The 18646-nt window shown below is 45.6% G+C and carries 19 protein-coding genes and 1 pseudogene; 5 read left to right on the top strand and 15 right to left on the bottom strand.

Translation table 11 applies throughout. The annotated features are described in order from the left end of the window. The first annotated feature begins 35 nt into the window (after positions 1 to 35). Positions 36 to 1724 (top strand): AAA family ATPase, encoded by a 1689-nt coding sequence (locus DQX04_RS10805; RefSeq protein WP_111915938.1) that lies wholly within the window; start codon positions 36 to 38, stop codon positions 1722 to 1724. A 14-nt stretch (positions 1725 to 1738) separates the two neighbouring features. Here DQX04_RS10805 and DQX04_RS10810 read toward each other — a convergent pair whose 3' ends face one another. From DQX04_RS10810 to DQX04_RS10820, 3 genes are read right to left on the bottom strand one after another with little or no spacing between them, the layout of a single operon-like run. Beyond that, on the bottom strand, positions 1739 to 2521 hold the full coding sequence (locus DQX04_RS10810) for a class I SAM-dependent methyltransferase (protein WP_111915939.1): 783 nt from the start codon (positions 2519 to 2521) through the stop codon (positions 1739 to 1741). Beyond that, on the bottom strand, positions 2518 to 2964 hold the full coding sequence (locus tag DQX04_RS10815) for a GNAT family N-acetyltransferase (RefSeq protein WP_165831988.1): 447 nt from the start codon (positions 2962 to 2964) through the stop codon (positions 2518 to 2520). The genes DQX04_RS10810 and DQX04_RS10815 overlap by 4 nt, the downstream gene beginning before the upstream one ends. Next, positions 2961 to 3839 carry a Dam family site-specific DNA-(adenine-N6)-methyltransferase gene (locus DQX04_RS10820; RefSeq protein ID WP_111915940.1) on the bottom strand — a complete coding sequence of 293 codons (879 nt, stop codon included), beginning with the start codon at positions 3837 to 3839 and terminating at the stop codon, positions 2961 to 2963. Before DQX04_RS10820 ends, DQX04_RS10815 begins: the two co-directional genes overlap by 4 nt. A gap of 149 nt (positions 3840 to 3988) precedes the next feature. Here DQX04_RS10820 and DQX04_RS10825 point away from each other — a divergent pair, with 149 nt between their 5' ends. Further along, a complete protein-coding gene (locus DQX04_RS10825; protein ID WP_111915941.1) occupies positions 3989 to 5431 on the top strand; it encodes a YfcC family protein in 1443 nt (480 codons plus the stop codon). A 97-nt stretch (positions 5432 to 5528) separates the two neighbouring features. Here DQX04_RS10825 and DQX04_RS10830 read toward each other — a convergent pair whose 3' ends face one another. Then, positions 5529 to 6488 (bottom strand): tetratricopeptide repeat protein, encoded by a 960-nt coding sequence (locus DQX04_RS10830; RefSeq protein ID WP_111915942.1) that lies wholly within the window; start codon positions 6486 to 6488, stop codon positions 5529 to 5531. Between the two features lie 152 nt (positions 6489 to 6640). Between DQX04_RS10830 and DQX04_RS10835 the strand changes: the two genes are divergently transcribed. From DQX04_RS10835 to DQX04_RS10845, 3 genes and pseudogenes are all read left to right on the top strand, one after another. After that, positions 6641 to 7837: an NAD(P)/FAD-dependent oxidoreductase gene (locus DQX04_RS10835; protein ID WP_111916006.1), complete on the top strand. Its 1197-nt coding sequence runs from the start codon at positions 6641 to 6643 to the stop codon at positions 7835 to 7837. Between the two features lie 183 nt (positions 7838 to 8020). Continuing rightward, on the top strand, positions 8021 to 9049 hold the full coding sequence (locus DQX04_RS10840) for an Abi family protein (protein WP_111915943.1): 1029 nt from the start codon (positions 8021 to 8023) through the stop codon (positions 9047 to 9049). A gap of 25 nt (positions 9050 to 9074) precedes the next feature. Next, positions 9075 to 9167 (top strand): annotated as a pseudogene (locus DQX04_RS10845) (NAD(P)/FAD-dependent oxidoreductase); the annotation flags it as partial. 37 nt (positions 9168 to 9204) lie between these two features. Here the strand turns inward: DQX04_RS10845 and DQX04_RS10850 are convergent. The 11 genes from DQX04_RS10850 to DQX04_RS10900 form a co-directional block, all read right to left on the bottom strand. Further along, positions 9205 to 9534, bottom strand: a complete 330-nt coding sequence (locus DQX04_RS10850) for a hypothetical protein (RefSeq protein WP_126266354.1) — start codon at positions 9532 to 9534, stop codon at positions 9205 to 9207. Positions 9535 to 9649: 115 nt separating this feature from the next. Continuing rightward, the gene (locus DQX04_RS10855; RefSeq protein WP_126266355.1) at positions 9650 to 10192 is read right to left on the bottom strand and encodes a hypothetical protein; all 543 of its coding nucleotides are present in this window, start codon (positions 10190 to 10192) and stop codon (positions 9650 to 9652) included. Further along, positions 10185 to 10661, bottom strand: a complete 477-nt coding sequence (locus DQX04_RS10860) for a hypothetical protein (protein ID WP_111915946.1) — start codon at positions 10659 to 10661, stop codon at positions 10185 to 10187. Before DQX04_RS10860 ends, DQX04_RS10855 begins: the two co-directional genes overlap by 8 nt. A 176-nt stretch (positions 10662 to 10837) precedes the next feature. Then, the gene (locus DQX04_RS10865) at positions 10838 to 11476 is read right to left on the bottom strand and encodes a hypothetical protein (RefSeq protein WP_111915947.1); all 639 of its coding nucleotides are present in this window, start codon (positions 11474 to 11476) and stop codon (positions 10838 to 10840) included. A 17-nt stretch (positions 11477 to 11493) separates the two neighbouring features. After that, positions 11494 to 11961, bottom strand: a complete 468-nt coding sequence (locus tag DQX04_RS10870; RefSeq protein WP_111915948.1) for a hypothetical protein — start codon at positions 11959 to 11961, stop codon at positions 11494 to 11496. A 166-nt stretch (positions 11962 to 12127) separates the two neighbouring features. Next, a complete protein-coding gene (locus tag DQX04_RS10875; protein WP_111915949.1) occupies positions 12128 to 12688 on the bottom strand; it encodes a DUF4377 domain-containing protein in 561 nt (186 codons plus the stop codon). Positions 12689 to 12795: 107 nt separating this feature from the next. Further along, positions 12796 to 14091 (bottom strand): NADPH cytochrome P450 oxidoreductase family protein, encoded by a 1296-nt coding sequence (locus DQX04_RS10880; RefSeq protein ID WP_111915950.1) that lies wholly within the window; start codon positions 14089 to 14091, stop codon positions 12796 to 12798. Positions 14092 to 14106: 15 nt separating this feature from the next. Continuing rightward, positions 14107 to 14940: a DUF4198 domain-containing protein gene (locus DQX04_RS10885; RefSeq protein ID WP_111915951.1), complete on the bottom strand. Its 834-nt coding sequence runs from the start codon at positions 14938 to 14940 to the stop codon at positions 14107 to 14109. A gap of 29 nt (positions 14941 to 14969) precedes the next feature. After that, positions 14970 to 15482 carry a DUF2271 domain-containing protein gene (locus DQX04_RS10890; RefSeq protein WP_111915952.1) on the bottom strand — a complete coding sequence of 171 codons (513 nt, stop codon included), beginning with the start codon at positions 15480 to 15482 and terminating at the stop codon, positions 14970 to 14972. 24 nt (positions 15483 to 15506) lie between these two features. Further along, entirely contained in the window at positions 15507 to 16088 is a 582-nt protein-coding gene (locus DQX04_RS10895; protein ID WP_207916323.1) for a PepSY-associated TM helix domain-containing protein, read from the bottom strand. 71 nt (positions 16089 to 16159) lie between these two features. After that, positions 16160 to 18541 (bottom strand): TonB-dependent receptor domain-containing protein, encoded by a 2382-nt coding sequence (locus tag DQX04_RS10900; protein WP_111915954.1) that lies wholly within the window; start codon positions 18539 to 18541, stop codon positions 16160 to 16162. Positions 18542 to 18646 lie beyond the last annotated feature (105 nt).

Raw genomic sequence — 18646 nt, forward strand, 5'->3', positions numbered from 1 at the left:
TTGCGAATGTACATTGACGTGAATTGAGGACCGCTATGCTTTCAGCGCAACATGAAATGGCAGCGAGTGAAAATACACCATTGGCCATGCCTGTAGAGGCATTGGAGAGCCAACGTAAAGTATTGGAGCAACTCCATTATTTAACTACGTTTCGTAACCAAATGGTGGTTGTTGCCGGCCCTGAAGGCGCAGGTAAATCGACACTTTTAGAAGTGTTCCTCGAGCAAGCTTCCGATTACGCCAATTTAGCTTACCTCAATACACCGCAAAAGCTTACCGTTGAGCAAATTCGTCAGCGTATCTTGCAGCAAATTACGTCGGTTATGCGTATGCCGGAAGACATATCGCTCAGTAAAAGCATTCGTCGCGCATTACCAAGCCAACCCCAACACTTGATGATTGTGGTAGACGACGCTGAACATTTACCACCGGTTATCCTCGACGAACTACAAGAGCTTGTATTGCATAGTCGTTTTACCGCCGGACGTCATCGTATTAGCGTGATCATTTCTGGAAAAACGGAATGGGCAGCACGTCAGAAAAAGCGACTTCCGAGTAATCAAAATGACGCTCCGGAAATTGTGGTCATTCCTGAATTTACCGACTCAGAAGCACTACAATTTGCGAAACGATTGCTGAGCGGACACGCGAAAGGCAAAGCGCTTGCCGCAGACAATTACCGTATTCAAGCAGCCTTAGGCACCTCGCTTAGCTACCCTGGAGTGATTCGAGACAGCTTGCAAAACTTAGTCGCGCCTATAGAAAAAACTCGCTACCACATTGAAGACACGCCAGAGCAAGAAACTGCTAAGCCGCAAAAACGGAAAACTGCACAGTCGTCAGCGCCCGTGAAAGAAGGCACGCCGATGCGCTTAAAATTGGCTATGGTCGCTACTTTAATGATTACTGTTGCGGTGTCTGGCTGGATGTATCGTGACGATATTATGGCGACCTACCAAGAACTAACTCAAGTGCGTAACGAAGTAAAAAGTGAGTCTGGTACTGAGAGTCCACTTCCAGCAACAGAGAGTAACGCAACACAAACAACCGATCTCACCTCACCCGTACAGCCCGAAGACTGGTTGAACCCGGTTCTTGAACAGGGTGAGTCGCAACTTACCATGAGTTACCAAGAGGCGTTACCGCGCCTTGCGTCTGCAGCGCGTGAATATCAACAGGAAGGCGACTTCGATATTGGCTTATACCAAGTTCGGTCGTTTAATCCATTAGTTGCAGCAGCTACTGCCGCCCTTGAAAATAACGCTGTATCAGAAGCCTCAGAAACGTCAGAACCTGCTGAGCTAGCAAGTACAGAGAGCGCCGAGCCTGAAGTACCTAATCAAGAGGCCGAGGTAGCTACAACGCAAGAGCCGGACGCGACACCAGAGCCTGTTAACGCGTGGTTAAACGCACAAGACAATCCAATCATTCTGAATATGGACGCAAGTCGTGTAGGTCTGCAACTCGCGGCATTTAGCCAAGAACAGGCCACAATGCAATTTGTTGAAGCGCAAGCGAACCAAAACAACCTTATGGTTTATCACACACTTAGAAATGGTGGCGACTGGTATGTTGTAGTCACAGGCAATTACGCGTCACTTGCTGAGGCACGCAATGCTATTTCTACTCTGCCTGCTAACCAACAAGCATTGCAGCCGTGGGCAAAACCTTTTGAATGGATGCACCGTGAGCTAGCTGTTGTGGGCTTGTCACCACAGAATTAGCAAAGGGTTACTGCTTAGTAAGCACTTTTAATGTAAACGTCGAAGCGGTGTTTTTTAGTGGTAATTTGAGTGGTTGGTGTTTGCCCAGCTAAAAAAGGAGCCGTGGCAGGGCGTTTTACGACAACTCTGTAGGTAGCTAATGCAAGCGCTGCCGGTAGTAGTTGATCAGCGTCTTCATCGCCTCCCACTAACTGTTGCAGCATTTGCATGTCCTTCTTAACCGCGGCTGTTTTACCGCGCTCTGGAAACATTGGGTCTAAATAAATAGCGTCTGGCGGTGATTCCTCGTATCCATTAGCCAATAACTCCGGCATGGAATCAAGCAAGCTTCCCGCGGGTAACACGCGTACACGCTGGCTTACCCAATCACCCATTTTTTCGTGCAGTTTGGCGTGCAAAACGGCTTGGTCCAATAATGCATGCACAACGGGGTGCCGCTCGAGTAAGTCGACTTTGCATCCGGAATGCGCGAGCATCATTCCGTCACGCCCCAAACCAGCTGTTGCGTCTAAAATATATGGCCGATGCCCGCGATTAATACCCAGGGCACGAACTACGGCTTCTTGCTTACCGCCCCCTAGTTGCTGACGCCAAGCTTGTTTGCCATGGGTAAAACTAATCTGTAGTGGCTTCACTTTCTGTTGCGCAGCCCAAACCAACTCGAGACCTTCTAGAGTTAACCTTAAATAGAAGCTTTGTGTTTCATTCAGTTCAGAATTAAAACCATATTGCTCAGCTAAATGTGCAGCGGCAGCAGAAAGCTCTGGCACCTCACTGACCAAAGCAAAGGCACTCACGGCTTGTACTCCATTTCCTGATGAGGAATGTCATCTTCAAGGTAAGTGTCACTTGTGGAAACAAAACCCAGTGACTGATAAAAGTCGAGCAAATAAGTCTGTGCACTTAACACAATAGAACTGTTCGCGTGAGTCGCGTGGATAAATTTCATAGCTTGCTGCATAACTTCACGGCCTAAGCTTCTGCCGCGAGCCGACTGAGCTACCACCACACGACCAATTCGGGCTTCGTCATTCACCCACATTAAACGGGCATAAGCGACTAGTTGGTCTCCTTCCCAACCCAATAAGTGAAACCAGTCTTCATCGGTTCCATCAATGTCTGGATAAGGGCATGTTTGTTCAACTACAAACACGTCTTGGCGCAGCTTCCACATGGCATATACTTCAGACACGTTTAGCTCTGAAAAGGCCTTCACAGTCCAAGTGATGGTCGCTGTCATACCGCTTTACCTGCACGAATTCGCATAGGAACTACATTTTTGGACTCAGAAGAGAGCAGATCGGGACAAAATAGAGCAATCAATTCGCCTACTTTTCCTCGTTTAGCACCGTTTTGGCTAATAAACCTGCTTACCCGCAACTCTGTAAGCTGCGCGTCGCGGTATAACCAGCGCCCTTGCTCGGTATCGTGGTTAGAAATCACCACAGGAATCTGCCTTTGCTTTGCGGCGATAACCGCCTTCTTGGCTAACAGCTGTTGGTCGTCTAAGCCGAACCCCTGTGTGGCATAAGAAGTAAAGTTAGCCGTTGGGCTCAATGGCAAATAGGGCGGATCGCAATAAATCACGTTACCTTTGCGAGCACGGCGAAAACTATTCGCGAAAGACTCACAGGTGAAAACCGCTTTCTTCGCTTTTTCTGCAAATAGCTCTAGTTCTTGTTCTGGGAAATAAGGTTTTACATATCGTCCGAAAGGCACGTTGAAGCCACCCGAACTATTGTAGCGGCATAAGCCATTGTAGCCATGGCGATTCATGTATAAGAACAATAGTGACCGCTCGTATGGGTCTTTCGACGCATTAAACTGTGCTCTTAACGCGTAATAGCTTTGCTCTTTATTGTTACCGGTAACAAATAATTGGCGGGCGTCTTCGATAAACGTTTTCGGTTTGCGCTTTAAAATTTTATATAGCGCAATTAAGTCGGGGTTAATGTCGTTCAGTAAATACCGATCATAATTGGTATTCAAAAATACCGAACAAGCGCCAGCAAAGGGTTCTATCAGCTTGTCGCCGTCAGGAAGTACGCGTCTGATGTCGTCCACCAAACCGTACTTACCACCTGCCCACTTTAAAAACGCTCGCTGTTTTTTCATGCCGCTTGTTTTGCCGCCATTTTAATTTTTATTCTGACCACGATTGTAACCTGATTTGACCAGAAAGGTTAAGGTTGGTTTACCTTCGTTGCTTCAGGTAAACTTAGCCGACGCTCGCTTAAAACGATAATGACAAAGGCATCGCGCTTATGAAATCTTTTAAAGTTCCACACACACTAACCTTGCTATTCAGCATGATGATTGTAGCTATGATTGCTACATGGATTGTGCCACAAGGCTTTTTCGAAACTTCACTTACCGAGTCTGGCCGTGAAGTTGTTATTCCAAACACGTATGAGCAAGTTGAGTCTCGCGAATTACTTACACCTTGGCAGTTACTAACAGCTGTACCAAGAGCATTCGCAGCCGCTCAAGACATTATTTTCTTTGTATTCATTGTAGGTGGTGTTCTTGCTATTGCTCGCCGTACTGGCACAGTCGACGCACTCATTGGTCGATTGCTTGAGAAAAACCGTGAAACCCCAGAGCGTCTTATTTTCATGGTTATATTCTTTTTCTCATTAGCTTCAGGCGCAATTGGTACCGCTGGCGAATATATTCCATTTGTACTTATTCTGGTCGCGTTATGTAGAGCCATGAAGCTCGACGCTATGACCGCAGTAGGTATGACCGTAGCCGGCTACGGTGTGGGTTATGGTATTTCAGCATTTAACCCATTTACGGTACTTATTGCTCAAGGTATTGCGGAAATTCCACCTTACTCAGGCTTATGGTTACGCTTAGTTTTAATCTTACCTTTCGTTCTTATCGCGTTTCACCACGTGTGGAGTTACGCCAAGAAAGTGCGTGAAAACCCAGAAAGCTCACTTGTGGCTGACTTGCCAGACCCGCTAGAAGGACAAGAGCAAGCAGAGTATCCGCAACTCAATGGTCGCCACCGTCTTATTCTCGGTACTTTCTTAGCGACTGTAGGTATTGCGATTTACGGTATTTCACAATACGGCTGGTACTTATACGAGTTAGGCGCTTGCTTCGTAGGTTGGGGTATTTTAATTACTGTGCTGGGTCGCTTGAAATTTGACGACGCTGCAGACAGCTTTATTGAAGGCGTGAAAGACCTAACACATACAGCGGTGCTCATTGGTATTGCTCGCGGTATTGCACTTATTCTTGAAGACGGACAAATTCTGCATTCAATTGTGCATGGCTTGTCGTTGCCATTAGGTGAAGTACCTGCAGTGATTTCTGCCATCGGTATGTTGGTTATTCAAACCATTCTTAACCTATTTGTACCTTCAGGTTCGGGGCAAGCATTTGTAACCATGCCACTTATGGCACCACTGAGCGACTTAGTTGACGTACCTCGCCAAGTGGCTGTTTTGGCCTACCAAATGGGTGACGGCTTCTCGAACATGATTGTACCCACGAACGCCGTATTGATGGGTATTATCGGTATTGCCGGCGTACCTTACGACCGTTGGTTCCGCTTCTGTATGCCACTTATGGGTAAACTCATGTTGACCTGTGCGGTGGTTCTCGCATTAGCAACCTTGTTTGGTTACGGCATGGGCGTACAGCCGCAGTTAGAGAGTTCGATTGAAGTGCTCAGTGCCACACAAATGCTGAGTTAAACTTACATTCGAGTAAGCATTAAAAAAGGGGCTGAAATTCAGCCCCTTTTTAGTACGTAATAAAGCGTGGGTATTAATGTTCGTAGTAAAGACTAACTTAATAACCACCAGGCATACGCAACATGCCAGCAAGTGTTGAATAGCCCGTTACATGGTTGCTGTCTCGGTCAAAGATTACACTACATCCGATACCACCCTCGACTCCACACTGGCGTGATCTACGCAACCGCGTTCCGGTTCTCTGTCCATTTGCATAGTCGCTTTCCAATCCAGCTTGAATGTCTGCGATTTGCGCTTCAAACGACTCGTAACGGCCCGTTACGGTAATCACTTCCATATCGTCATAAGCGGTTAGGTCATTCAGAATGTCTTCTCTAGACTCTTCCGCAGCAACGACAGTCGGAGCCTCTTCCACTTGTCGAACAGCATCCACAATATTGTCTAGGCGCGCACGCGAGTCTCTGTATCCTTTTACTGCTAAACCACGGTACATAAGACCAGCTGCTACGACATCTTGCTGGTAATACTGTCCTTCCTCGATTAAACGAGCAAGTAAGTATTGCGCATTCGGAAGTTTTTCCTCTGCGGCTCGCTCTAGCAAGTCTAACCCTTCTTCAATGTCTTCACCTGCCTGCAATAGCTTTACCGACCGGTCAAACATAGCTAACGGATAACCGTAACTAATAGCACGGTCGATATAGTCTTCCGCTTCTTCGAGATCTTGTTCCCACACAATACCTTCACGATACCACTGCGCAGCAACATAAGGAGCAACTTGCGAGCGCATACGAATCGCTTCACGGAGCCACATACTCGCTTTGTCATGGTCCATTTCAACACCATCACCATGCGCATAGGCTAACGCCATAAACACCATCGAGCCAGCATGACCGTTTTGGCCATACTCCTCAAAATTCCGAATCATGCGCTCGCATTCTTCGCTTTCACACAAGTCGCTGAAGCGGTTTGACTCTTCTTCAGCTGCTACAGTCACCGAATAGCCACTTAGCGTCACCGCAAATAAACCTGAGATAAGGCCTAACGTTAAAGTTCGCATTATTTTCTCCTTGGTTAACATTCCCAGCCATGCTCCCTTTCCAAGAGCTGAGATTCATTCACCAGAAAGCGATTGCCTTAAGACATACGGTTTCTGGTATGATCTTGCCGCACACTCGGTTTCACTGCTCCCAAACGGCGGATATGCAACACATGAACGACCAAAACTCAGAACACTACGACGTACTCGTTATCGGAGCTGGTGCCGCAGGCCTCATGTGTGCCATTGAAGCTGGTAAGCGTGGTAAACGCGTTCTTGTTGTCGACCACGCTAAACAAGCCGGCAAAAAAATTCTGATTTCAGGTGGTGGCCGCTGTAATTTTACGAACATGTACGCCAGCCCTGAAAACTACATCTCGAACAACCCGCACTTCTGTAAGTCTGCGCTTAGCCGGTACACCCAGTGGGACTTCATCGGCATGGTCGATAAACATCAAATTCCCTGGCACGAAAAAACTCTCGGACAGCTTTTCTGCGATAACAGCGCTAAAGATGTTGTTCAAATGTTACTTGCAGAGTGTAGTAGTGCAAACGTCGTTGTGCAATTAAGAACCAATGTAATTGGTGTCAAATATAGTAACGAATTGTTTCAGGTCGAAACCGACCGCACATATATCAAATGTGATAGGCTAGTCGTGGCTTGCGGCGGACTTTCCATGCCCAAACTTTGCGCAACGCCTTTCGGTTTCCAACTTGCCGAACAATTTGGCCACAGCATTCAGCCCACGCGAGCAGGCTTGGTTCCATTCACGTTACACGACCAAGACAAAGAACAGTTCGCAGAAATATCGGGCCTGTCGGTAGACACAGTGGCGGAAAATGACCGCACCGCATTTAAAGAAGCCATGCTATTTACGCACAGAGGACTCAGTGGACCTTCTGTTTTGCAAATATCGTCCTACTGGCAACCCGGCGAAGCTGTGCGTTTTAACTTACTACCCGAGCTCGACATTGCCGAAGAACTCGCAAGCAAACGCAAATCCAATCCCAAACTAGGTTTGCACACACTGCTTCAACAGTGGTTCCCCAAACGTCTGGGGCAGATGCTCGCCGAGCGCCACAAGTGGCCCAATAAAAACCTAGCCGATCTCAACAAAACGGAAATTGAGTCTATTTGCCAAACCTTAAGTCAGTGGCAAATTAAACCGAATGGCACCGAAGGTTACCGCACCGCGGAAGTGACCATCGGCGGCGTGAACGTAGACGAAGTCAGCTCCAAAACCATGGAAAGCAAACTTCAACCCGGTCTATATTTCGTCGGTGAAGTCCTCGACGTCACCGGCTGGCTCGGGGGCTACAACTTCCAGTGGGCGTGGAGTTCTGGCTGGGTTGCTGGGCAGAGTGTTTAGAAACATCTTAAATGTTTCTTACTGACGTAATTTACACTTTGATAGTGAATTGCTGAATATTGTTGACGAACAGAATAGGTATCACTAGTATTGTATTCAACACGCCCGCCAAGCCTCTTAATAATGCTCAAATTGCGCGGGCTTTTTTATGCCTGATTTTTACACTACGAATGAGAAGGCATAATGAGTCAATTCAACAAACCTGCTGTTACTGTTCAAGACCAAATCAGCATTCTTCAAAGCCGCGGCTTAACCATTAAAAACCCTGAACGTGCGGAAAAGTACATAGAGGTAATCAGCTATTTTCGCCTTAGTGCATATATGCGTCCTTTTCATAAAACTCTAAATAAGCAATCGGTTGAACATCAATTCAAGGATGGAACTGAATTCAAGCAAATAGTTGGGTTGTACTCTTTTGATAGGGAATTACGGCTGCTTATCATGGATGCTATAGAGAGGTTTGAAGTTGCAGTTCGAGCCACCCTAAATAATACGATGGCTACTAAATATCAAAATGACGATTTATGTAGCGGCTCTCATTGGTACTTAAATGAGTCATTATTTAAATCGTCCTATCAACATAAGCGACTGCTAAAAGAAATCGAAGACAAGCAAACTAAAGAATTTAGTGACCTCCAAAGAGACATAAATAAGATTGAACGAAGCTCCGTTGAAGATGAGATTAAAAGTCAGCGAATTGAAAGAAGAGTTCGAGAAAATTACGCTCGCTTCTATCAACATTCATACGATTCTCCAAAACTTATGCCTGGCTGGGCGATGGTCGAAGAATTAACACTTGGCAGCATATCTCACCTTTATCGAGGTTTAGCAAAAGACATCGACCGTAAAGTAATCGCCAGAAGATTTTGCTTGCCTCAAGAGGTTCTAGAAAGCTGGTTACACACACTAAATTTTGTGAGGAATTGTTGCGCACACCACAGCAGGCTTTGGAATAGAGAATTATCGGTTCAGCCTAAAATTCCAAATGGAGGTATATGGCAGTTGCCCGAAAGACTAGAGCCTAGCCAAATACAGCCTAGGCGTCGAATCTTTATGGTGTTACTTATGTTAGCTCATCTCATGAGACAAGTTAGTCCAGAAAGCCAGTGGCACAATAAAATAAAAGCATTAGTCACTCTTCATCCTGAAATTCCTAAATTTCCAATGGGCTTCCCTAATAATTGGATGGATCATGATTTTTTCAGTAGCTAAGGACCTTGAGGCATTTAAAGTTAACCTTGGTGAAGTGCTCGACGTTACCGGTTGGCTGGGCGGCTACAACTTCCACTGGGCGTGGAGTTCTGGCTGGGTTGCTGGGCAGAGCGTTTAGATACAACTTAAGTGTTGTTTATTGACGTGACTTACTTTTACTTGGCATAAATATAAAAAGCCTCCTCTGTGGCTGGCTTGTATACCGTTACCCCCTCAAACCTGTCCTCATTCTGAAAAATTTGAAGGCTATTAATTAAGGAATCCACAGAATAAGCAACTTTGAATCCATCGTAAAAACAAGAAGAATATTCAAACTCGCTGCTTTGAGTTGATTTTGGAATTTCGACAGCATGGAGTCCCGTAAACATGCTTGGGGAATCTATCTCCAAACTTGTGCTCATGTTGCTGTCCCAAGTTTCAAGGCAGTTTGCTTGTTCCGAAGATGCGAGTACAAAAGAATGCTTGCTCCAGTTTTCCTTCATCACGTGGACAGCTAATACAACATTCAAAAGTATTGATAGACTCAACAAAAGCCTCATTATTGTCTCCTGCTTACTTCCAAAAAGGGCTAACATCACTTATTTTTTCAACACTGCTATCTTACAAAGCGCGGATTTCAGCTATGTATAGCCGCTCCCTAATCTCATCAACTTGAGGACCGTCCACTTGCGTCCAATGGATTTCTATACGGTCAAAATCAGTTGAAACAAAGTATCTGATACCAACTTCGTCAAAAGCCTCTTCAAACCGAGCTCTTTGCGTATCATCTCGTAAAATTAGACTTTCAAAATAATTAGAATCCAGATTGTCACCGAATTTTACTTGCCTTTGTATAGAGAGCACTTCTGCCATATCTTCTGCGTTATATACTATGTAACTGTTATCACCTCGATTTAATGTTGTAAACGCAATGCCTCGTGAGCGCATAATCTCTATAATTTGCTCTTTCTCAACTGCAGTGTTACCGAAAGGAAGGTTTGCTCTTACGCCCGCGGGCAGTTCAGCATCGTTGCAACCTACAGATACAAATATAATGAGCAACAGTATTTTTAAACGCCCAAGAGTTCTTAAGCACTCTACCGAGAGCATGATGTTCCACCGAGCACGCTTGGGCACTACTCTGGTTACTATCAATTTACTCAAACTCTGGCTGGGGTTCTTCAGGAAATGGATCATCTAATCCTTCAATCTCAGAGCGAAACGTGTAAGTCACATCAACCAAGCAACCTAAAGGCCTCTCCCTTAAAAAAACGCTCAAGTAATTTGGGCACTCATTAGTTGGGTAAAAGGTTCCATTTACGCCGACATAGCGGTAATGCAAACCCTCTATAGATGCCACAGCTTCCCCACAAAATCTCAACATCTCATAAACACGAATTGCCGTCATCGTGTCCTTGTCATGCATCAGTGCGCCGCAAAAGCTTCTACTATTTGTATCACCTGACAAGTACTCAAGGTCAACTCTGAGGTACCCGATAACCTGAATCTCTTTTCCTTTATATGCGTCTGGGTTAGTAACTAAATTAAAAAACGAGACCGTCTCCCGATCTGCGGGATAACCGCCCACGGAAAAGATTGAAATTACGAACGCCATAAATATTCTGGACTTCATTAACAGCCTCTCAAGCTTTTTAAATTATATAGATGTTCACGTGTCGAAGATGTAGCGGCAGACTAAAACCGAACATCATATTAGATGGTTATGTCCAAACAATCTCAGGTTTTGTTGCAACGACTATCAAATGGTTAACCTTTCTTCCCCCTAATTTGAGAAGAGTCGACGTAGCATTATAAGACGAGGTTCACGTTACCGACGCGCAACTCGGTTATAGTCTCACAACTCATGTTCTCTAATTTATGATCGAATTTAAAAAAGTGTCCTGCCTTTACTTCAAAAGCATTAATCGTTGATATGGTCCCGTTATTGACAACTTGTACTTCAACGCTCCTATTAAGAAGAGCTTCCGGGGTTTGACCCATATAAAATAATTCGGTTCTACAAGATGCTGAGTAAACTTCAATTGCCTCAGCTTCTACATATCCAAGCTTGGGGGTGTATGAATCTATTTCTCTAAGCTCTCCATCAATTTCTTCGAAATACATCGTCAATCGAATTTCCCCTGAGAAGTCACAATGTTCTAGTTCAAACTCGGAAAAATAACGCAATCCATCCGAATCCTTTTCGATTTCAAAAAAGGACGACTGATCTGAGCAACCCTCCAGCTCGAAAAAAGCGCGTTTATCTCCTGCACCTAAATATAGATGAGAGACCTGTAGAACCATTCCATTCGACGGTATATCTATGATTGAATACCAATTCACACCTAGCGCTGTACTTCCGTGCGCAAAGGATGAGAAAAACAATCCACACACGGCAAGAAATATGCCCTTAATAATCATCTTGAGGTCTGCTGATTGAAATAGCATTCACGCCTACCAAACATTCACTGATAAGAGACACTTGAAATTTTAATATCGTGAAAATTGAATTTATCTCCATCCCATACGAACATAAGCTCTCTGAACGCCTGGCTATACAATGCATTGTCGAAATCGTTTGCTCCTGAGAGTTCTATCAATGGCTCTAAACTAGGTGAGCCTAAAAAATATATTTGAAAACTAGGGGACATGCTTACACCACAGCTCAAAAAAGCACGATAGTTATTGCTTCGCTCTCCAAATGACCCAGCTTCACCGCGTGTAAAAATTACCCCCATAACCTCCGGAGAGAAATGAACATAAACCCTATCAACTTCTTCACTAAGGCCAGATTCAAAAAGCTCAGAGTATTCTTTCAAACACAAATGAACAGCCTCTAGTGAATCACTCACAATCTCATCGTTTGAAAAATACTCTTCTCCGCACACTGAAAAACAGATTAGTATCATTGAACAAAAACCAAGAGTTCTCATTATGTTACTCCCAAATAGTGCACAGTCTTCTTATTAGTTAAAGTTCTCTCACCCGCCGAAGAGTCTCAATCTGAGGATGAGTGGAATTAAACAATCCGTCATTCACAAAAGAACTAATCGTTTGGCTTAAATCTTGAAGAGTTTCTCTCACGAATTGGCCCACACACTAGTTCCAAACAGTCACAGCTACAGGTATTTCTCCACCGATCATAGTGAGCTCTATCGACACAACACCGCCGCTATTTGCCATACCTACAAGTGTGTCGCAGTCGACGTTTTCTGCGCACTGAAATTCGTACGGTGGAAGCGAGTAAATGCCATTACCCACAGATACGAATGCGTCATTGGTGAGTGACACATCTTGGTATACATAAGTGGTTCCAATAGGGTCTTGCTCTTGGCGAATAGTTCTTAAAATTTTATATTCGTACGCGGATGAGTCCTCTGGTGGGTTTTTTATTTCAATGACTTCCAGTAGTAATTCATATTCAGTTCCGAACTCATATTCAAAGTCTATGATTGGACTAAACGCCCTAGAAGCACCAGAAGAGTCTGTCACTGCTGGAGAGCAAAGCGTCGCATATTCCCAAGAGTGGTGGCAGAGTTGGGGAGTACTGCTGATTGTTACGGTAATTTGCTCATTGTCGTTAGAGCTTAAATCACAGCCGACCATAAGAAGCAAAAATGTGACGGCAAGAAGAGTGTTTTGTTTAATTCCTTTTACCATGTTCTATTTCCTTTGTATTGCATCAACCACTAAAGCATACATTATCAACAATTGCTTTGGGGTAAAAACTAAACAAAGTAAAAGTATATAAACCTTTCGATTAGGTACTAATACGTATCCCGATGATACCGATGCTCGTCCACAAGGCGTTCGTATTCTGCCTCGCCGAATAGTTTTTGTAAGGCAAGGTCAACTTCTACGCCCATGGAGTGGTGTCGGCCACACACGTAAATATGGCCGTTTTGCTGAATGAACTTTTGAATTTCTTGAGCTTGCTCTGCAATTTTGTCTTGCACGTAGCGGGGTGCGGTTTCGCTTTGGGAAATCGACTGCCGGGAAAATACTTTGTCGAGCTGCTTTAGCGTTCCCTCTTCTAGCCACTGCTGTAATTCGTCGGCTAAAGGTTCGTCTTGCTCTGGGTAACGCTCTCCGTAAATAAGCCAAATTGGGCCATGCTCACCGTTTTGTTTGCGCTGCATAACCTGGCTTCTTACTCCAGCCAGTCCACTACCGGTAGCTATCTTTAATATCGGGCTGTGCATATCTTCAAGGTGGCAAACCTTGTTTTCACGAATGTAGCCATCAACAACATCACCTTCCGTTAACGTAAAGGTAAGCCATTTGGAGCAAACGCCGAATTCACCATTTTCTTGCTTATACTGACGCACAATCAGCTTTAAAACGCCTTCTTCAGGTACCGAAGCGATTGAGTAGGTTCTCATGTGTGGGTCTTGGTAGGCATTGGGAAGCTTAAAGTCGACCAAATCACCGGCTTGCCATACCGCCGTTTTGTCTAACACCTCGAATTCAAGCTCAAATAAACCGTCTGAAGGTCCTTTATTAAGCCGTTGCTGCCTTATTAAACGCAATGAAACCGGTTTGACGTGGTTCGCGGTTCCAATTTCTTCAGCGGTAATTCGGTCATGCAATTCAATGCTTTTAAATTCAGTAGCCCCAGCCTGAAGCATTCGTTGCTGTAACGCATACCCGAATGCACAAAAGTCGGGGTAGGTTTTATCGCCTAACGCCACCACGGAGAATTTTAAGCGTGGGAAATGAACACTCGAACGGCCAAGCTGCTTAAATAGCTTTCGCCCGTTATCGGGTGGTTCGCCGTCTCCATAAGTGCTCACCACGAAAGTGATGTTTTCGAGCGCGCTCATGTGTTCTAACGTCAATTGATCGAAAGCAACAGCTGCACAATCTTGTTGCGCAGCCAGCTTTTTGGCGAGTAATTCAGCGGTTCCCGTTTGGCTAGCAAAAGCAATTAATGATGACTCGCTAGATAGGTCAGCCAGCTTTCCACTTTTCTTGCGCCGTTGCACGTACGCCACACGGGCTGCCCAAACAGCCCATGCAACGGTTAGAAATAAAGCTAAGCTAATGCTTTGAAACTCGCTCATTTCTGGGTTGGCTACTTATAAAGGCAACACTTCAAATGTGCCCGCATAACCACCACTGCGAATGGTTGCAGGCGCAGCTGCTTGGTCGTCTTGGTAGCTAGCTTCCATGAAATACATGCCAGCTTCTGGCCAGGTTACTTCAACCATGCCCTCAGCATTGGAAACCAGTGTTATCTCTTCTTGGCTATTGCGATAGCGCATACCACCGCGCACAACCTCAACTTCCACGCCAGCTGCCGGTTCACCGTCGATAAAAAATTGGAATGTAGCTGTTTCAGTCGCGTACAAGTCGTTCGGATGAGTATGGAAAGCTAGCTCTAAGCCATGCCCTGTTGGTTCAAGCACTTCATAAGTGGGTGCACCTACAGTTGCAAACGACTCAATGCGGCGTGAGCTACGCATAACACGTAATTCGTCAGCATTTTGCGGAACCGCAGTAGCAAATTCAGACTCGTTTGCTTGCTGTCCGCGACCCGGCCACATTTTACGATTACCTTCCTCGTCTCGCCAGAACGCGCGAAGCCCTGCCGAAGCAGACGCAATACGATACGTGCCTTGCTGCGTTAACTCTAAGTCGAACACACTTCGGTATTTGCCTGATGACGAGTTTAACAATTCAAGCGAGGTACCGTTTGGCGCAGTCACTTCAACGCCATTTAAAGACATTGCATGGTGGTCCGCATGAAATAGCGTATTCGAAATTGCCGCATCTACGGTAATAAAAGGGGCGTCACCAGAAAGTACGGTAGCACTCGGCTTTAACCACGCGCGGTGGGCGTCAGCAGGGAACGACAACGCTGTTAAAGAAACTAACGCACCTAGCACGATTTTCGTTTTCAGATTATTCATATCTTGTCTCCGTTTTAATTTCGCTGTTCTTATTCAGATAAATTTAGCGTCGCTAGCCCCAACTCAGAGTTGCCGCGCGCTTGGATAGGAAATTCATTAGTTTCAAGAGGTAGAGAAAAAGTAAGGCTTAACAACTCTCTTCCACCCACTTCTCTTGCGGCTTCAATACGCAACGTATATTCACCTTCGGGCAGGTTTTTAATGGCATCGGTAAGTTCTGTTTGAAGCTGGTGCACTCCAGGTCCACGGGTTGCACCAGAAAGACCGTCTACCGGCAATTCGAGTGCGCGACCACCTCTGCGCCACCATTGGCGCATATCTTTAAGCCACTCTTCTCCTTCTTGATTCGCCATTTCTACGTCGTACCACACCGCAACTTGGGTAGCTTGGCGACGCGAGTTTTCAATCCAAATTCCCACATAGGGCTTGTGATATTCAGCTACATTCAAGCGTGGAATTTCTACATTTAAAGCAAGCTCGGCGGCGCTCGATGAACCCGCAAATAACACAGCAAGCCATACAAATTTGTTCACATACTTCATAAAGTCTCCTAAGAATCCTTCTGGCTACACAAAGAGCAAAATAATGACTACAGGAATAAGCACACCTAGCGTGGTAATCGGCCATGTAGAAGCCCGATGGCTAGACTGCCTAAACAACAAAATTAAACCCGTTACACAAAACACGATGCACACCACAGAAAAGGCATCGATAAAAACTCTCCAGGCCAAACCGGTGTCTCGTCCTTTGTGCAGGTCATTGAAATAAGCCACCCAACCTCGCTTGGTCGACTCATAAATAAATTCAGAGAATTCAGTGTCTATCGCTATCCAAGCGTCGGACCCTGGTTTAGCCAACGCTAAGTAGAACTCAATGCCGTCCCATTCTCCTTTTACACTGGGTATGGAAACATCGAATTCGGTGTCTAGATGTCGTCGCAAATTAGCCGGCAATAGCACTTCGCCCTCGGGTAATTGGCGCAAACTCTCTAGCAAAGGCTCAGGTAGTACACCCTCTACCTCAACAATTTGAGGTTCGCTCGGAATAGCACCAGCGTGATTCAAAGTTATTCCTGTAACCGCAAACAAGAGCATACCCACCAAAGTGATTGCTCCGCTTATCCAGTGCCATTGTCGAACTGTTCCCACACGATTTCTCTTTTCTAAAATCAATAAAAAAGGGGCGCACTTGCACATTTGAACGTGCGCCCCAGCCAGGGTTAGAAGTTAACGGTTAAACCGACCCAGAAGTTACGAGCTTTGTCTTTCACGTTGTAGTCGTCGGTAAACTGCACTTCACTCGTTACACCACGACCGGTTAGGTACTCGTATACACCGTCGTCGTTCAAGTCGACATAATTAGTGGTGTATGAGGTAAAGTCGCGGTCGAGTAAGTTGTTTACACGCAAGTTTAAAGCGGTGCTATCGGTTAACTGATAGCGTACGCCTGCGTTCAACAAGCCGTAGTTTTTGTAGTACAGCTCGCGCTCACCTACCGAGTCATAGCCGCGGTAGCGATCAGAGCGTAGCTCCGCCTGAATGTAAGTGCTAAAGCCTTGGCGAATCTCCCAGTTTAGGAATAGGTTAGCCATGTGCTCTGCGGTATTCGTAAGCGGTAAACCTACTTCCGGACCGCTCATTTGTTCGCTGTCAGTCCAGGTGTAATTACCGCGGAAGTAAAAACCGTCGAAGAATGTGTATTGACCAGCAATTTCAATACCTTGCAAGTCTACTTCGTCGATGTTTATTTTCTGGCTGTAGGTGTCGTAGCCTAACTGGTCATACTCACCTAAATTCACACAAGGACGCACACCACCTGTCGTTTCACAGCTTTGAATAGTGTCCCCGCGTGCTATTTTGTCTTCGAACTGAGTATTGAAATACGTCACATTGAAGTTGTGCTCGCTATACGGCGAAGTCCAGTACAACGCAATTTCAGAGTTCACGCTGGTTTCCGGCTCTAACTCTGGGTTACCCGCAAATGGGCTAGTACCTTGCCCACCAAACCCGGTAATACCGTCGTAAAGGTCTGTAGTTTGTGGCGTTTTATAACCTGTACTCACACCCCCTTTTAAGGTCCAGTTGTCAGCTAGGTGATAAACCGCGTACAGCCTAGGCGAAACATGGCTACCGAACACGTCATGGTCGTCATAACGCACGCCTGCAGTAACCGTGAACGACTCTACCGGAGTCCAATTGTCTTCGATGAAAACAGAGTACATTTGCTGTTCTTGAATGGCTCCTGGAGAACCGTCCTCTAACCCAAACACACCGTCTTTTAGTTCACCATCAATAATCTGGCCGCCAATAACAAACTTGTTGTATCCCCAGTCACCAGAAAACGGAATGTCTAAACGCATGTCTACCGTGTATTGGTTGCTGTCTAGCGGACGATCTGGCCGCGGTAAGAATGTATCTTCTGCTAGAGCTTTACGCTCTTCTTCAGTCATACCTTCGTAGTCACCGGTGCCGTCATACATTTCTTGCAACAACAAACGCTCTGAAACCGACAACGGTAACGTTCGGCCATTGTTTTGCGTGTCTACGTAAGAAAGTGCAATGAAACTTTTACCAAAAGACCATTCGCCATGATGAGCAACCGACCACCATGTGCGGTCGAATGATTGATCAGCCGCATAACCAGCACGCGGATTCACCTGACCACCTCGAGCTTGCCAAAGCGCTTCAATATTGTCTTTAGTGCCAAGAGGATAGGTAATTTCTCCGTTTTCTACGTCGTAACTTGGCGAGTTGTCATAAGTTTGGCTAGACGTGTCGAAGTCGAAAGTGATTCTTTGATTACTTGAGGGAGTCCACGACAGTGTAAGGCCCACGTGCTCGTCTGAGTTATCTACCGTGCGGCCACCGCCGCCAAAACCTAATGAACGGTTATGTACCGTTCCATTTGGGTCTGTTGCGGGCTCGAAAGTAGGACTCGAGGCTTGCTGATCGTATATGCTTCCGCGAATACCAGTACTGAGTACATTTTCAACGAGAGGTCCCATTAAGCTGAAGTCGGTCGTGAAGTCATCACCGAATTCATCGTTCGTTTGAATACTACGGGCAAATGTTACAGCGCCTGCCCATTCATCAGTGTGCTTTTTGGTAATAATATTAACTACACCGCCTAGAGCGTCGGAACCATACAATGTTGAAGCAGGGCCACGAATGACCTCGATACGCTCAATAGCTTCTAAAGGTGGAATATGGTTAAAGGCGTTCCCACCGAAATTGTTTGGGTAAATATCACCATGGTTATTCTGACGGCGGCCGTCGACCAGAATAAGCGTATATTCACCTGTTAAGCCGCGCATGCTAATGCTGCCTTGCCCTGTTTTGTCGCGCGTAGTTCCAATGTCTACGCCTTCTTGGAACTTCACCGCGTCGAGCAACGAGGTAAAAGAAGTTGCTCTTAATTCTTCGGCTGTAATAACTGAAATACTGGCAGGTGCCTCGGTAATTTTTTGCTCAAACCCTGAAGCAGTAACAACAATACGCTCGATTCCGTCAGGTACTTCGTTGTCTGTTTCACTCGCAAAAGCCGGCGTAGTTAAAGCGCTAGCCACTACTAATGCAACCATGTTCGGTGCAAAGTTCTTCATTTTTATCCCCTTAAAAGTGCTTGTGCCTGCCACAGAAATCACATTGCGCGAAGATGATAACTATTCTCATTTAGCGCTGTCAATGAAAATGAGAATGGTTCTTAT

The organism is Aliidiomarina sp. B3213 (assembly GCF_003290085.1).
In the GTDB taxonomy this organism is placed as follows: Bacteria; Pseudomonadota; Gammaproteobacteria; order Enterobacterales; family Alteromonadaceae; genus Aliidiomarina.

What these genes read in the sequence shown, in the direction of transcription:
- DQX04_RS10805 (WP_111915938.1), top strand. Translation starts at nt 36, where the DNA reads ATGCTTTCAGCGCAACATGAAATGGCAGCGAGTGAAAATACACCATTG.
- DQX04_RS10815 (WP_165831988.1), bottom strand. Translation starts at nt 2,964, where the DNA reads ATGACAGCGACCATCACTTGGACTGTGAAGGCCTTTTCAGAGCTAAAC.
- DQX04_RS10820 (WP_111915940.1), bottom strand. Translation starts at nt 3,839, where the DNA reads ATGAAAAAACAGCGAGCGTTTTTAAAGTGGGCAGGTGGTAAGTACGGT.
- DQX04_RS10825 (WP_111915941.1), top strand. Translation starts at nt 3,989, where the DNA reads ATGAAATCTTTTAAAGTTCCACACACACTAACCTTGCTATTCAGCATG.
- DQX04_RS10830 (WP_111915942.1), bottom strand. Translation starts at nt 6,488, where the DNA reads ATGCGAACTTTAACGTTAGGCCTTATCTCAGGTTTATTTGCGGTGACG.
- DQX04_RS10835 (WP_111916006.1), top strand. Translation starts at nt 6,641, where the DNA reads ATGAACGACCAAAACTCAGAACACTACGACGTACTCGTTATCGGAGCT.
- DQX04_RS10840 (WP_111915943.1), top strand. Translation starts at nt 8,021, where the DNA reads ATGAGTCAATTCAACAAACCTGCTGTTACTGTTCAAGACCAAATCAGC.
- DQX04_RS10860 (WP_111915946.1), bottom strand. Translation starts at nt 10,661, where the DNA reads ATGAAGTCCAGAATATTTATGGCGTTCGTAATTTCAATCTTTTCCGTG.
- DQX04_RS10865 (WP_111915947.1), bottom strand. Translation starts at nt 11,476, where the DNA reads ATGCTATTTCAATCAGCAGACCTCAAGATGATTATTAAGGGCATATTT.
- DQX04_RS10870 (WP_111915948.1), bottom strand. Translation starts at nt 11,961, where the DNA reads ATGAGAACTCTTGGTTTTTGTTCAATGATACTAATCTGTTTTTCAGTG.
- DQX04_RS10875 (WP_111915949.1), bottom strand. Translation starts at nt 12,688, where the DNA reads ATGGTAAAAGGAATTAAACAAAACACTCTTCTTGCCGTCACATTTTTG.
- DQX04_RS10880 (WP_111915950.1), bottom strand. Translation starts at nt 14,091, where the DNA reads ATGAGCGAGTTTCAAAGCATTAGCTTAGCTTTATTTCTAACCGTTGCA.
- DQX04_RS10885 (WP_111915951.1), bottom strand. Translation starts at nt 14,940, where the DNA reads ATGAATAATCTGAAAACGAAAATCGTGCTAGGTGCGTTAGTTTCTTTA.
- DQX04_RS10890 (WP_111915952.1), bottom strand. Translation starts at nt 15,482, where the DNA reads ATGAAGTATGTGAACAAATTTGTATGGCTTGCTGTGTTATTTGCGGGT.
- DQX04_RS10900 (WP_111915954.1), bottom strand. Translation starts at nt 18,541, where the DNA reads ATGAAGAACTTTGCACCGAACATGGTTGCATTAGTAGTGGCTAGCGCT.